Origin of the sequence: Embleya sp. AB8 (genome assembly GCF_049739465.1) — a bacterium.
Lineage (GTDB): Bacteria > Actinomycetota > Actinomycetes > Streptomycetales > Streptomycetaceae > Embleya.
The window spans coordinates 57354-71370 of sequence record NZ_JBMHHY010000015.1; the positions used below are offsets into that span (position 1 = coordinate 57354).

Sequence of the window (14017 nt, forward strand, 5' to 3'; positions counted from 1 at the left end):
ACCCCGTCCGGATGGACCGGGTCAGCGATGCGGGTCCGGATGGGCCGCCAGGAACACCGCGAACACCGGTGGGCGCTGCTGGAGCAGTTCCAGGCGACCGCCGTCGGCCTCGGCCAGATCCCGGGCCACCGCAAGCCCCAGGCCGGTCGAGTTGTGACCGCTGACCGCACGCTCGAACACCCGCGCGCCCAGCTCGTCGGGCACCCCCGTGCCCTCGTCCTCGACCTCGACCACCACCGACGTACCCGTGGTCCGGGTGCGGATGTTCACCCCGCCCGCGCCGTGCATCAGGGTGTTCTCCACGAGCGTCGCGAGCACCTGGGACAGCGCCCCGGGAGTGGCCACGGCGGTCAGCCCGCGTTCGCCCTCGACCCGGATGCTGCGCCCGGCCTCGCGGAAATTGGGTCGCCACTCGTCGATCTGCTGCTGGATCACGTCGTCCACGCGCACGGTGACCGCGGACATGTTGCGCGGGTCGCGCCCGCCGCTGCCGCGCCGGCTGCTGGTCAGCAGCCGCTGGACGACATCGGTGAGCCGCTCGACCTGGGAGAGCGCGATCGCGGCCTCCTCCTTGACGATCTCCGGGTCCTCGGTCGCGATGATCTCCTCGAGCCGCATGGACAGCGCGGTCAGCGGGGTGCGCAACTGGTGTGAGGCGTCCGCGGCGAGCCGGCGCTCGGCGGTGAGCATTCGGGCGATGCGTTCGGCGCTCTGGTCGAGTACCTCGGCGACTCGATCCAACTCGGGCACGCTGTACCGGCGGTGCCTGGGCCGGGGGTCGCCGGAACCCAGTCGCTCGGCGGTCTCGGCGAGGTCGGTCAGCGGTTGGGCCAGCCGGCGGGCCTGCCACACCGCCAGGGCCGCCGCCGCCGCGACGGCCAGCAGCGCGACGCCGAGGATCAACAACAACGATTCGCGGATCTTGGTGGTGACCCGTTCGCGCGGCTCGCCGACCGTGACCGAGTCGCCCATCTCACCGGGCACCTCTTTCGCGAAGACCCGGCCGCCGGGCTTCTCGCCGATCAGCAGCGGGGGCTCCCCCGGCAGCCGCACGATCGCGTAGCGATGCGGTTCGATCTGCCGGCGCAGCAGCGCCGCGTCCGAGTGTTCACCGGAGGCCATCCGCAGCTCGACGACCTCCAGGATGCGGGTCGCCTCGGCCTTGAGGCTGTCCCCGGCGCTGTTCTCGATCGCGTGCGTCTCGACGAACGCGAGCGGTACGCCGAGCACCGCCACGACGACCAGGACCACGCCGAGCGTGGTGTTGATGAGCCTGCGACGCAAGGTGGGTCCCGTCAGCTTTCCGAGGTCGGCTCTCCCGAACTCGGGCCCGGCCGGAGTCAGCTCTTCTCGAAGCGGAAGCCCACACCGCGCACGGTGGTGATGTAACGGGGGTTGCCCGCGTCGTCACCGAGCTTCTTGCGCAGCCAGGAGATGTGCATGTCCAGCGTCTTGGTGGAACTCCACCACGTGGTGTCCCACACCTCGCGCATCAGCTGGTCGCGGGTGACCACCCGGCCGGCGTCGCGCACCAGCACCCGGAGCAGGTCGAACTCCTTGGCGGTGAGCTGGAGCTCCTCCTCGCCGATCCAGGCGCGGTGCGAGTCGACGTCGATCCGCACGCCGTGCACCCCCTGGCCGACGTCGGCGGCGCCCCGGCGCAGCAGCGCGCGCACGCGCGCGAGCAGTTCGGCGAGCCGGAAGGGCTTGGTGACGTAGTCGTCGGCGCCGGCGTCGAGGCCGACCACGGTGTCCACTTCGTCGGCGCGCGCGGTCAGGACCAGGACCGGGAAGCCGTGTCCTTCGGCGCGCAGCCGACGACACACCTCCAAGCCGTCCATCCCGGGCAGGCCGAGGTCGAGCACGAGCAGGTCCACCCCGCTCTGCGCGGCGCATTCGAGAGCGCTTGGGCCGTCCTCGCGCACCTCGACCTCGTAACCCTCTCGGCGCAACGCACGCGCGAGTGGTTCGGAGATGGATGCGTCGTCCTCGGCGAGCAGTACGCGGGTCATGACCTTGATGTTACTGACGCGTGGGCGCGAGGTTGACGAGCTCCGGCCGACAGACCCGTGAGTGCGGGTGATCCGGGGTGATTTTTCCCTGATCGGGGGACTGTGCGAAGCGTCGGGACCGGGCGCGGGTCACCATTCGTCGTCCCGATGGCGGCGCCACGAGTAGAGCATCGCGGTCGCCGCCATGATCAGGATCACCACGCCGCCCACGATCAGCGTGATCGTGCCGGCGGAGATGCCGCTGCCGCCGTCCTCGCCGCGGCGTACCGCCCCGGCGTCGAGCCCGCTCGCGTTGCCCGCCTGCTGCGCGAGCCCGGCGGGGCTCTCGGCGCGCTGTGGCGGGGTCTGTACCGGCGTCTCGCCGGGCGCGAGGGGCGGGGAGACCCCGGGATCGGCCGGGTTGCCGGACGGGCCGTCCAGGGCCTTCGCGAGCGGGTCGACCTTGAGCGTCATCGCGGGCGGCGCGGGCGTGGTCGGGAAGCAAGTGGTGATCTGGTCGCCGAAGATGGCGGTACTGGTGACCATCTTGCCGGGGGCGATCCGGATGTCGCCCTTGGCGTCGAGCGGGACGGTGATCTCGCCCTCGTAGGGCGGCACCACGATCAGCGCGGGCGTACCGGGGATGTCGACCCGCATCCGCGGGCCCTGGAGCGTGAGTTCGCCGCTCGCGCCGTCGGAGAGCAGCAGCTGGATCGACGGGGTCAGCGCGGTGCCGGGGAACGGCAGCGGGCTGGTCGCGGGACTGCCGCCGAGGGTGACCTTGATCCGCACCTTGTCGCCGGGTCGGACCGGATCGCTCGGGCCGTCCAGGGAGATCTGTTGCGGGCCGTCCACGGCGGGCTGGTCCAGCGGGATGACGCAGTGCACCGGCACGGTCGACGGCTCCGCGGCACCGGCGGGCGGGGCGAGCACGAGGGCCGGGCCGACGGCGCAGCCCAGGGCGAGCGCGGCGCGCACGACGCGTGGAGCACGCGCGATGCGTGGAGCCGGGAGAGGCATCGGGTCGGGGTCCTTCTCGTGGGTGACGGAGGTGGGCGGGCGGCGGGCGTCGAGGGGCGGAATATAGCCGAAGGGTCCCCCGGCCGGGTGAGGAATGGCCGGGAGACCCTGCGCGTTCGGTTCGGTTCGGTTCGGTTCCGTCTCGTTCCGGTTGGTTCGGCTTCAGTGCGGGCGTCGGGCTACGGCGCCGGAGTGTCGCCGGGAACGGGTGTGCGGTCAGACCTGGTTGCGGATCCGCCGACGGTAGGGCACGAACAACATCAGCGCGATCGCCCCGAGTACGGCGGTCCCGGCCGCCATCGCGAACGCGGTCATCCCGCCCCCGGAGGCCCCGGTGTGCGCGAGGTCGCCGGTGGTGCCGCCGGTGGTGGAACTGCCGCCGTTGCTGCCGACGTTGCCCGTGGGGGACTGGGTCAGGGTGGGGGGCGGGGTGCCTGCGTCGCCCTTGGCCTTGAGGGTGGCCGATACGGCGGTCTTGGTGACCGTGCAGGTCGTGGTGGACTTGGCCTTGAGGGTGCCCAGCGTTGCGGTGGTGGAGATCTTCAGATCACCGGGCGAGAAGCTGAAGTCACCGCCGCCCCAGACCGAGAACTTGCCGGTGATCGGGCCGTCCAGGGTCAGCGGGTCGTTCGCGTTGACCTTGATCGCCTTCTCGGGTCCGGTCAGCACCAGAGGCTGCTTGGTCGATCCCTGCTCCACGTTGATGGCGAACGTGGGAACGAACGCGAGATCGATGTTCTCCCCCGGAAGGCTCGACGGCGCCTTGCCGACCAGGTTGTCCTTGAACTTGGCCGAGATATCGAGGTTGTCACCCTTCTTGGCCGTGCTGGGGACGGTGATGGTGACGCCGTAGGTCGCCGTGGAATCCGGGATCTCGACCGGGAAGTCCTCGACCTTCGTCTTGCACGCGTAGTCGACGTTCACCTCCTTGCCGTTGGGCGGCCCGGGCGGATCGTCCGAGGGCGGCGTGGAGGTGGAAGGCGATGCGGAGGTGGTCGGGGCGCTCTTGTCGACGTTGATGGTGGCGAACTTCGGTGACGCGTTCGGCGTGCACTCGACGTTGACACCGGCGGTGAGCGTCAGATGCGTCAGCGTCAGGTCGAGGTTCCCGTTCGCGGCATTCGCGGGCACCGGGACCTTCGCATTGAAGGGCGGCAGGATGATCGGTTGCCCCGTGACGAGGGCCGGCAGCTTGCCGTCCTCGCCGGTGATCTTCGTGGCACCGGTCGACGCACCTGCGGCACTGGCGTCCATCACCACGGAGAACTTCATCCCCGCGCCCAGGTCCACCGGCGAGTTGACGGTCTTGCCCATGTCGACCTTGATCACGGCGTCCTGCCCGGGCGCCACCTTGGCGGGCAGTTCCAGCTTGAACGACAAGTCCATCGTGGCGTCGGGCAGTGTCAGTCCCGTGAACTTGCAGGTCATGTTGACGTCGACAGCCGTCGACGCGGCCTGCGCGCTCGGGGCGAACACGAACATCCCGCCTCCGCCGGCGATCAGCATGCCGCCGATCGCCGTCATGGCGAGTCTTGTCTTGGCCTTGCTCATCAGGTTGTGCTCCCTTCGTCGGGGCGGGACTCACCCCGTCGTATTCGGTCAGCTGAGCGTGAGCGTCAAGGTCGCCGAGTAGCTCTCGGCCGACGGGTTCCGGTCGGGCAGACGCAGGGTCAGGTCCGCGCCGACGTCGAATTCACCCCCCGTGACGCTCGGTGCGGACGAGGTCGAGCAGAGGGTCGCCGTACGGCTCGTCTGGGCCCGGTTGCCGGGCTTCGCCGAGCTGGGATAGGGGCCGCGTCCCGGATGCGGCGTGCAGTACGGATCCCAGACGAGGTTGTGCGCCTCGATCCGGGTCCCGTCCTCCGCCCGGAAATCGGACATCGTGCCGGTGAGGGTCCAGCCGTTGCGCGACCCGCGAAAGTCCTGGACCAGCATCGGATTCAGCGTGCCCCTGGCAGTGCCACCGGTCCGGTCCACGGTGAGCCGACTCTGGCCCGCGTTGGGTGTGCTGACCGCCAGGACGCCCGGGTTGATGTTGCCGTCCACCCGGGCCGGGGACCGAGGTTGCTCGATCCTGGTGTCCCAGTCGAGGTCGCCGGCGCCCGGCGTGGCGCCGCCGCCGGTGCTGCCGCCGGCGGACCCGGTCCCGGGCGCGTCCGGGCCGGTCGAACCGACGCCGGGCACAGCGGTGTTCGCCCCGTCGCCGATGGCCGTCGGCGGCGGCCGGAAGCTGCCGCCGCCGCCCGGGCCCGCCTGGTCGGTGACGTTGGTGTGCGACGGGCCGAACTCGCCGCCGCCGGGCCCGTAATAGAACACGAGCACGGTGCCGAGCACCGCGCCGGTCGCGATCAGCGCGGCAAGTCCCTTGCCGGGGTGGGCGGTCATCGATCGCGCCCTCCGGACTCGCCGGCGCTCGTCCGGACCGGTTGCTTGCTCAGGTCGATCGGTTCGGCCGCGGCGCCGGCCGGGGTTTCGGCCGGCCGCCGGTTCGCCGCTCTGGATTCCGACGCATCGTCATCCGCCTTGTCCTCGGCGGACTTTCGGTTCTTGCCGGGCCTGGCGAGCAGCGACGAGGCGTCGGGCAGGCCGACTTCGCGCTCACGTTCGCCGGTCCGGCGGGCTCGTTGCTCGGCGATCAGTTCGACGATCCGCAGGAACAACCGCCACGCCGCGACGGGGACGACGATCACCAGGAGCGCGCCGAAGACGTAGACACCCCAGGGTCGGCCGACCTCCAGGGCCTGCTCGTCCACGATCTGGTTGTCGTACATCACCCGCCAGCTGAAGGTGCCGTGCTGACGGGGGTTCAGTTCCACCGGGAGCATGATGGTGGCCCGCTTGCCCGGCGCGATGGTGATGTGCGACTCGTAGTTGTCCCAGGTAGGGGCGTAGACCCCTTCGTAGAAGCCGATGCGGAAGGTCGGGTTGATGATCGGCGACTGGCCCATGTTGCCGACCTCTATGCGGAACCGGCGCTGCACCGGCGAGCCGAACCAGGTGAAGATCGAGTCCTCGCCGACCATCGCGCTGTCGATGAAGACCAGTCGGCCGGGCGTCTTCACGGTCGCCGGGAGCGGTGCGTACGGTGCGCCGTCGATTTCCAGCGGCACACTCGCGTCCTTCGGCGGGCCGTTCATGATCACCGCGATCCGGACCACGCACGGGCACGGGGACGGCGGGATGGCGGCGGTCAGGGTGATCGAGACACCGCCGCTCGCATCGACGGTCCCGCTCGCGGCACTGGCCGCGGCGCAGTTGACCGTGCCGCGCAGGCCGTTCTCGCCACAGATGCTCGCTTGGACCAGGGATCCGGGGGTCCAGTCGCCACCGACGACCGAGACCTTGTCCCCGGCCGCGACCTTGCCCGGGTCGATCGACGCACTCGGTCCGGCGGCGGGCGGCGGGTCCGCCGCCCGCGCGGGAGCCGTGCCGCCGAGGGCGCCGAGCCCAAGAAGCAGCACGGCGACCAGCGCGAGGGCGGCGGCGCGCGGGCGGCCGACTCGAACTGCGTGATGGACCCGGTTGGCCGGGATCAACGGCCGACCCCCGCGGAGTCGGCGGAGCCCTCGACGGCGGGCGCGGCGCGAGAAGGCGCGGGCGGCTGCTTCCCGTTCGGGGGTTCGGCGGGCCGGTCGGCGGTGGTGGCGACGGCGGCGGACTCGGCCTCGGCAGGCGGCTCGGAGCCGGCCGGCCGTTCGGTGCCGGGCTCGACCGGGTCGGTTTCGGCCGTCGTGTCGGGTTGCGCCGCGGCGGACGCGACTTCGGCAGGCCGGGCCTCGGCGGGCAACGTGGTGGTGGGCGTTTCGATGATCGGGTTCACACTGGGCAAGTCTTCGGCGGAAGGGGCCGCGGTGCCACCCTCGTTCGCTGCGGGCACAGCGTCGCCCGGCTCGGCTGCGGCGGGTTCGCCGGCACCCGGCCCGTCCTTGGCCGCCGTTGCCTCGGCCTGCTGCTCGGTGGCGGGCGCTTCGCTGCTCGGATTCGCGGTGGGCCCGCCCTCGGCGGAAGTGGCCGCAGTGGCCGTCGCGTTCGCCACGGGCGGCGCGTCGTGGGCCGACTCGGCCGACTCGGCTGCCGCGGAGTCGCCCACGGCCGCCCCGGCCTGCTCGGCCTCGGCGACGGCCGTCGTCGTACCCGAAGTCCCGACCACCGCATCCGCCTTCGCAGGCTTCGTCGGCGTCGGCGTCTCGGCCGGTATGGGCTCGCCGGACGTCTCGGCATGCGCGACGGCCGCACCGGCCGCCGCCGCAGGCTCCGGCATCGTGGTGCCGTCGGTCGGACCCGTCGGGCCGCCCGGCTTGGCCGGATCTGCGCCGCCCTTGCCCTTGCGGCCGTTGCGCCACACACCCCAGCCGACGCCGGCGATCAGCAGGATCGCGGCCAGCGTGAGCAGGCTCGGCCACGGCACCGCCGTGTAGGAGGCACTCGCACTGTCCTTGAGGTTCTGGTCCGCGACCACACCGTCGACCTTGATCGTGACATGGTCCAGACGCGGCGCGTCCTGCCACTCGACGACCTTCTCCACGGTCGAGCCCGGCAGGATCTCGGTGCCCTCGTCGGCCTTGCTCATCAGCTTGCGGCCGAACAGCCCCTCGGCCTTCAGGTCGAACTTCGGCCGCAGGATCACGTTGCCCCGGTTGATGATCCGGTACGTGATCCTCGCCGTGCTCGACCCGAAGAACTCGTGGAAGCCCGCGTCCCGCTTGACGTCCACCTTCTGGATGTCCATCGCGGGCAACGCGTCGCCCTGCACCCGCAGGTAGACCCGGGCGCCGATCTGGCGCTGGATGTTGACCTTGATCTGGCCCTGCTGCTGGGTGCCCTCGATCGCGGTGTTCAGCGCGACCACGGCGCCGGGGTGGTCACCGGGTGTCGCGTTCGGCGGAATGACGATGTTGAACGGGACGTTGCGCTTCTCCCCCGGTTGCAGGATCAGCGTCTGGTTCTCCGGCGCCACCTGGATCCAGGTACCGACGTCCTTCTGCTTGTCGGTGACCGTGCGCAGCGCGAAGCCGCCGTCGCGCGGCGTGTTGTACGCGTCCGCGCCGAACAGCTTCATGGTGAGCGGCGTCGGGCTCGTGTTGTGCAGCGTCACCACGTCGGGGACGGTGGTGCCGGCGGCGCCTTCGAGGAAGAAGTAGCGACGGGCGTTCTGGCTCGTGCCCTCCGGCACGTAGGGGTCGACCGACCATTCGCCGTTGCCCGCGGCCGACGCGGGCGCCGGGGCGACCAGTGTCAGCGACGCGAACAGCGTGGCCAGCACCGCGAACACGGTGGCCAGGGATCGGATACGGCCGCCTGGTCGGCGGATCGGGGGGGCCGAGGTGCCCGTCATCGGTGTCTCCAGCTGGTCTGTGTGCCGCGGATCGAATGGGCCGGCTTCGGGAGCGGATCCGAAGGGCCCGCGCTGTGTGCCTGGTTGTCGCTGGGACGGATCGGCCGAGTGCGGTGTGGGCGGGACGGGCCGGCTGCCCGCCCCACCCTCCGCTCTGCGTCGATCCGCAGCGGCCCGCCGCCGGCGGCCCGTGGGCCACGGATGGTTTTCCGTGGCCGATGGGCCCCTGGCGGCAAGGCCGTTCAGGTCTCCGCGCCGGAGCAGTCCGGCGCGGAGAAACTCGGTCAGGAGATGGAGATCGTGAGCGTCCCGCTGTAGTTGCCGGGCGCCTGGTAGGCCGGAACCGCCAGGCTCAGCCCCGCGTCGGCGGCGAACGTGCCGCCGGTGACCGCCGCGTTGGGCGCGGAGGCCAGCGTGGCACCGGTCTTGCCGATCGGACCCGCGCTGCCCGCCACGGCCTGGCTCGGCGAGCCCTCGCCCGGGGTGAGCTTCGGCGTCCAGGAGAACTTCTCCGCCGGGATGGTGCCGCCCGCGCCGTTGCCGAAGTCGGTCACCGAACCGGTCAGCGTCCAACCCGTGGCGCCGCCGCGGTAGTCCTTGACCGTCACCGTGTTCAGCGCGCCGGTCATGTTCTGCTCGGTGCCGTTCAGGGTCACGTCGGAGAGTTTGATCCCGCCGTTCGCCTGAGAGATCGTCAGGGCGCCGCCGGCGATCGTGCCGGTGAGGTCCTGCTTGAGCGTCCCGGCCGGGGGGTTGCCCCCGTCGACCGTGAACGGCGTGGCGGTGCCGAGCTTGCCCGTGGTGTCCTCGGACGCCGCGATCAGCGTGGTGTCCGCCTTGGTGACCTTCACCTTGGCGGTGAACTTGCCGTCGGCGCCCGCCTTGGCCATCACCAGACCGGGTACGTCCGGCTGGTGCGCGGCGTTGGTCGGGATCACGTAGACGTCGGCGCCGGGTGTGTAGCCCTCGCCGGCGACGGTGACCTCGGTGCCGACCGGCCCGTGTGTCGGGTTCAGGGTGAGCTTGCGCGGGTTGCTCGGGACGTCCGCCTTGACCGTGACATTGGAGGTCTTGGCCTTGTCGCCGACGGTGACCTTGAGCTGGTACGAGCCGTCCGCGACGGTCGCGCCGATGGTCGCCGTACCGGAGAGCGCACCGCTTGCCACGGTCAGCGCGCCGGTGACCTTGGTGGCATCACACGCGTTGCCGCTCGCGTCGCACAGTTCGACCTTGGGCGTCCCCGCCGGCCAGTTCGTCCCGGCGACGGTGAGGGCACCGCCGGGCTTGACCTGGCCGGGGGTGGTGGTCAGGGTCGGGTCGAGCGGCGGGGCGTCGGCGACCTTGTAGGACGCGACGACTCCATTGCTCCCGGTCACCTGGCAGGTGGCCGTGGTGATCTTGCTCGCCTGCCCGGGCAGGTAGACATCCAGGGCGAAGGTCTTGAGGGTCAAATCGATGGTGGTCCCCGGCGCGGCCTGCGGGATGGCCAGGTCGGCGGTGAACGGGGGCGGGTCGATGCCCTGGGTGGGGCCGATGTTGGCGGTGAACTGCGGTGCGGTCAGGGTTACTTCGCCGCCGGTGCTGAGCGTGAAGGTGTACTGGCCGACGAAGCCGATGTTGTTGAACGCGGAGTCCGGCCGCAACGGGTTCTCGCCCGCGTCGACCTTGGCCTGTACCGTTCCCGGCGCCGCGCCGGTGTCCGGTGTGAGCGAGACGTCGAACGTCTGCTTGCCGGTCTTGTTCCAGTGCAGGATCGGCTCGGTGCAGGTCAGATCCGGATTCACCGAACCGGCGAAGGCCGCCGGCGCGCCCGCCACCATGCCTGCGGTACCCGCGATCATCGCGACGCCCAAGGTCGCGACGACCTTCTTGCTGGGTTTGAACATGTGGTGCTGCTCCCTTCAGGGGGTTGCCACCAACCGCCGGGGGCGGGGTGGTCGAACACCACACCGGAGCGGGGTGCCGAGGAGCGTCGCACTACCGTGAGCCCGGCGCTCCGGTGCCGTACCTGGCGCGCCTCGCTCGAAATGGTTGCCACCCGGCCGAGGCGGCCGTCTCACTGCCCTGCAAATTGAAACCTGTTACAGATTCCGGCGTGCCATTCACGCGCGATCGCGTCGCATAGTCAATAGCCGCCGGGAAGCACCGAGGTCGGCCCTCCGAGGCTGGAGGACCGACCGTCCCGGACCACCGATCAGGCGTTGCGCGAGGACCGCACCCGACGGGTCGCGAGCAGCACGCCACCGATGCCGAGCAGGCCGACGGTGCCGCCGAGCAGGCCCATGGAGAGCGCGTCGTCGAGCGGGCCGGTCTTGGGCAGCGTGTCACCGGTGCCGGCGGTGGTGCCGGAGGTGGTGGAGCCGGACGTCGTGGTGGATCCGGAGGTGGTGGTGGAGCCGGAGGTGGTGGAACCCGAGGTCGTGGTGGAGCCCGAGGTCGTGGTTCCGGTGCTGCTGCCGCCACTGGTGCTCGCGGCCGGAAGGGTCACCGAGTACGCCGCCGGAGCAGCCGCGTCGGTGACGGCGCACGGGACGTTCAGCGTCAGCGGCGGGTTGATCACCTCGATCTTCAGACCGAACCCCTTGGGGATCAGGTCGAGCTTGCCCGCCGCCTTCGCCGGCACCGAGACGTTGGCCGCGAACGCGGGCACCTTGATCCCGGCCCCGGCCTGGAGGGTCAGGGTGGCAGCGGCGCCCACGGCGGTGACCGTCGCGGATCCGCCGTCGTACTTCGCAGTGAAGGTGACGGTCGGGGTGACCTTGACGCTGGTACCCAGCGGCGAGGACGCCGGGCTCACCCCCGGGTCGATGTTCAACTTGATCGACGAACCGGGCTCGGCGGTGGGCGGACCGGTGACCGTGAAGGCCTGCGGTCCGGTGACGGAATCCTTGTTACCCATCGCCGCCTTGACGGTGGGGTCGCTGAAGTCGCACTTGAGCTGCGTATTGACCGTCTCCGCGCCGGCCTGCGGCGCGAACGCCAGCATGCCGCCCGTCATGACGGCGAACGCCGCCAAGCCACCCGCTGTTCGCTTGATGGGCCTGCCCATATGGTGGTTCTCCCTTCGGGGGGATCTCTTGCTCATCGAGAAGTCCTGATCGAAACGGCCGGGGCGACACGCGCTCGGCAGGGCCGTTCCGGCGTGTCGGCCTGCACCGACCCGGCACGCGCCCCGACACATCGGGTACACGCGGTCGCCACACCCGACTTCCCCCTTTCGAGGCGCGGACCGGGCGGGAAACCGGACCACGCAAGCACCGGTGGGACACGCCTCGCGTGGCCTGGAGGAGGCTTCTCCGGGCGTGTCCGGGAGACATCGAGACTGTTCCAGTACTTGATGTCACGTCAGATCTTCGGGTGACGGTACGACAAGTGGCATGAGCGGACAACAGCGAAAAGCAGAAAATCTGCATCCGTCGGGCACGGTTCGATATCGCCCGGACCAGCGAAATCACTGTGTCGACAAGACGGTTGACAGGTCCCCACAAATTCGACACGTGTCGCGTACAAGCGGCTCGCCAAATGCCCCCAAACAATAAAACTCCGGGCGCCTGCGCATCCGCCGCGAGCGATCGGCGGCCGACTGTCGGCCACCGTGACACCCGGCCATGGCGAGCACGACGCCGCATACCGGTGCTCCGGGCACGGTCGGGCCGGCAAAACCCGAGCGCCGGCGCGACACCTACACGGGAATCTGACGCTCGGTCCGAGTCGAGTCACCGTCGGACACCGGGACGCCCTCCGCACCCCCACGAGGAGGGCGTCCTTCCGGTTTTCCGACCGTATCCCTTGACTTTGCGCAGCCGGTGAAGCGGAATGATCAAGCACGATTTCTGTAACACGTTCCACCGACCGGCCGGGGCCGCACTTCGCGACGGCACCCGCCCGGCCGCGCCTGCGGCATCGAACGAGCCCGCGCGGGCGTGTGTACCCGCCGACCGCGCGCACGGTCCCTCGATGTGGTGTTTCGGCTGCCCCGCCCACCCCGGCGCCGGCAGAGCGGTAACCGAGAGAAGGAACGCACCATATGTTCAAGGCAAACAGGCAACTCGCCGCGTCGCTCGGCGTCGTGACGATCGCCGGCACCGTCGGCATGGTGGCGCTCGCGCCCACCGCGCAGGCGGCGGACGTGGACTACACCTCGCACTGCGTGAACCAGATCGTCAAGGACCTGGTGATCCCGGACGGCAACCTGAAGATCGACCTGTCGGTGGCGCCCGCCAAGGCGCGCTACGACGTCGGCGAGGAGGTCACCGTCACCTGGACCTGGAAGTCGTACCCGAAGGCGCCGCCGGAGATCCCCGTCGTCGGCAAGGTGGACAAGGACTCCACGCTGCCCAAGGGCAGCGTCACCCTGGGCGGCGCGGCCGGCGGCGAGGTCGCGGTCGAGGGTCAGCGGATCAACCCGGAGACCGGCCCGGGCCAGGAGTTGGTGCTCACCAACATGACCGGCAAGGTCAAGCTGACCCAGGCCGGCGACGTGACGCTGACCCCGGGTCTGTACTCGACCTTCACCAAGGCGTTCGGCTTCGACGCCGAGACCAAGTGCAACCCGGTGAACACGGTCGCCCCCTCGGCCACCCTCAAGGTCGGCGCGGCCGACAAGCCGGTACTGGGCGCGCCCGCCACCGCAGTCGAGCCGGGCAGCGAAGTGGCCCTGACCGGAAGCAAGTTCGCCCCCGGCGCGGTGACCGCGACGCTGGACGGCGGCGCCGCCGGGATCGCCGGCTCCACGCTCGCCGCGGACGCGGCGGGCAACCTGACCGGCAAGGTCAAGCTCGCCGACACCGTGGCCAACGGCACGCACACCCTCGTGGTGACCGACAGCGCGGGCAACGCCGGTCAGGCCCAACTCCTGGTCCGCAAGAAGGTCGACCCGCCCAAGCCCGGCGACCTGACCCAGAGGCTCGACGGCACGATCACCGCCGGCGCGCTGTCCATCACCCAGCAGACGGGCGGCATCCGGCTCTCCGAGGTCGGCGTGAGCGCGCAGGACCAGACCATGACGGGCAAGCTCAACACCGTCACCGTCACCGACCTGCGCGGCGGCAACGCCGGGTGGACGCTGACCGGTTCGGTCACCGACTTCGCGACGCAGGCCGGCGAGAGCATCCCCGCCGACCACTTCTCCTGGAAGCCGAAGGCAACCAAGGCGGACGCGAAGTCCAAGGGCACCCCGGTCGCGGGCAGCGCGGGCACCATCGGCACGGGCGCGACCCTGGCCTCGGTCCCGCAGGGCACGAGCAACACCGGTGGCACCTTCGCCGCCGACGCCGACATCGACCTGAAGGTCCCGGCCTACCAGGGCGCCGGTGACTACAGCGCGACGCTGACCCTGTCGATTTCCTGACCGCCGACACCGGTTCACCGGGCCGGGGCGCCCGCCGCACTCCCTCACTGTGCGGTGGGCGTCCCGTCGCCCATTCCCGCCTGTCGAAGGTCTGTCGAACGTCTGTCGAGCACTCGTCGAGCACCCGGCGACCACCCGCCGCAGGCCCGCCGCGCACCCGTCGAAACCACGCACAAATCGTTGCCGCCGGAACGTGTTCCGCTGTTGACTTCGCAAACGCCCCCGGGCTCAATGGGAGGCGCTGTTTTCTGGAACAGGTTTCATCTGTAGGCATCAGCAGGACGACCGGGTGACAGCGGCGGGGTCGGGTGTCACTCCGCC

The 14017-nt window shown here is 70.7% G+C and carries 10 protein-coding genes; 1 reads left to right on the plus strand and 9 read right to left on the minus strand.

The genetic code is table 11. From position 1 onward, the window contains the following. Positions 1-21: 21 nt before the first annotated feature. The 9 genes from ABIA38_RS22850 to ABIA38_RS22890 all read right to left on the minus strand — a co-directional run bounded on the left by ABIA38_RS22850 (position 22) and on the right by ABIA38_RS22890 (position 11395). A complete protein-coding gene (locus tag ABIA38_RS22850) occupies positions 22-1284 on the minus strand; it encodes an ATP-binding protein (RefSeq protein WP_424640630.1) in 1263 nt (420 codons plus the stop codon). A 56-nt stretch (positions 1285-1340) separates the two neighbouring features. Continuing rightward, positions 1341-2012, minus strand: coding sequence for a response regulator transcription factor (locus ABIA38_RS22855; RefSeq protein WP_020556678.1), 672 nt, complete (start codon positions 2010-2012; stop codon positions 1341-1343). A gap of 129 nt (positions 2013-2141) precedes the next feature. Then, the gene (locus ABIA38_RS22860) at positions 2142-3011 is read right to left on the minus strand and encodes a hypothetical protein (RefSeq protein ID WP_424640631.1); all 870 of its coding nucleotides are present in this window, start codon (positions 3009-3011) and stop codon (positions 2142-2144) included. A 216-nt stretch (positions 3012-3227) separates the two neighbouring features. Then, the gene (locus tag ABIA38_RS22865; protein ID WP_424640632.1) at positions 3228-4562 is read right to left on the minus strand and encodes a hypothetical protein; all 1335 of its coding nucleotides are present in this window, start codon (positions 4560-4562) and stop codon (positions 3228-3230) included. Positions 4563-4610: 48 nt separating this feature from the next. Continuing rightward, positions 4611-5396, minus strand: coding sequence for a hypothetical protein (locus tag ABIA38_RS22870; RefSeq protein WP_424640633.1), 786 nt, complete (start codon positions 5394-5396; stop codon positions 4611-4613). After that, positions 5393-6472 carry a hypothetical protein gene (locus ABIA38_RS22875; protein WP_424640634.1) on the minus strand — a complete coding sequence of 360 codons (1080 nt, stop codon included), beginning with the start codon at positions 6470-6472 and terminating at the stop codon, positions 5393-5395. Before ABIA38_RS22875 ends, ABIA38_RS22870 begins: the two co-directional genes overlap by 4 nt. A 71-nt stretch (positions 6473-6543) precedes the next feature. Further along, a complete protein-coding gene (locus ABIA38_RS22880) occupies positions 6544-8346 on the minus strand; it encodes a WxL protein peptidoglycan domain-containing protein (protein ID WP_424640635.1) in 1803 nt (600 codons plus the stop codon). Between the two features lie 284 nt (positions 8347-8630). Further along, complete coding sequence (locus ABIA38_RS22885) at positions 8631-10232, minus strand: hypothetical protein (RefSeq protein ID WP_424640636.1); 1602 nt, start codon at positions 10230-10232, stop codon at positions 8631-8633. A gap of 308 nt (positions 10233-10540) precedes the next feature. Continuing rightward, positions 10541-11395: a hypothetical protein gene (locus ABIA38_RS22890; RefSeq protein ID WP_424640637.1), complete on the minus strand. Its 855-nt coding sequence runs from the start codon at positions 11393-11395 to the stop codon at positions 10541-10543. Positions 11396-12373: 978 nt separating this feature from the next. Here ABIA38_RS22890 and ABIA38_RS22895 point away from each other — a divergent pair. Continuing rightward, entirely contained in the window at positions 12374-13696 is a 1323-nt protein-coding gene (locus ABIA38_RS22895; protein WP_424640638.1) for a WxL domain-containing protein, read from the plus strand. The last annotated feature ends 321 nt before the right edge of the window (positions 13697-14017 follow it).

Excerpts from the sequence above, each read along its gene's own strand:
- ABIA38_RS22895 (WP_424640638.1), top strand. The coding sequence starts at position 12,374 with ATGTTCAAGGCAAACAGGCAACTCGCCGCGTCGCTCGGCGTCGTGACG.
- ABIA38_RS22890 (WP_424640637.1), bottom strand. The coding sequence starts at position 11,395 with ATGGGCAGGCCCATCAAGCGAACAGCGGGTGGCTTGGCGGCGTTCGCC.
- ABIA38_RS22855 (WP_020556678.1), bottom strand. The coding sequence starts at position 2,012 with ATGACCCGCGTACTGCTCGCCGAGGACGACGCATCCATCTCCGAACCA.
- ABIA38_RS22870 (WP_424640633.1), bottom strand. The coding sequence starts at position 5,396 with ATGACCGCCCACCCCGGCAAGGGACTTGCCGCGCTGATCGCGACCGGC.
- ABIA38_RS22880 (WP_424640635.1), bottom strand. The coding sequence starts at position 8,346 with ATGACGGGCACCTCGGCCCCCCCGATCCGCCGACCAGGCGGCCGTATC.
- ABIA38_RS22885 (WP_424640636.1), bottom strand. The coding sequence starts at position 10,232 with ATGTTCAAACCCAGCAAGAAGGTCGTCGCGACCTTGGGCGTCGCGATG.
- ABIA38_RS22865 (WP_424640632.1), bottom strand. The coding sequence starts at position 4,562 with ATGAGCAAGGCCAAGACAAGACTCGCCATGACGGCGATCGGCGGCATG.
- ABIA38_RS22860 (WP_424640631.1), bottom strand. The coding sequence starts at position 3,011 with ATGCCTCTCCCGGCTCCACGCATCGCGCGTGCTCCACGCGTCGTGCGC.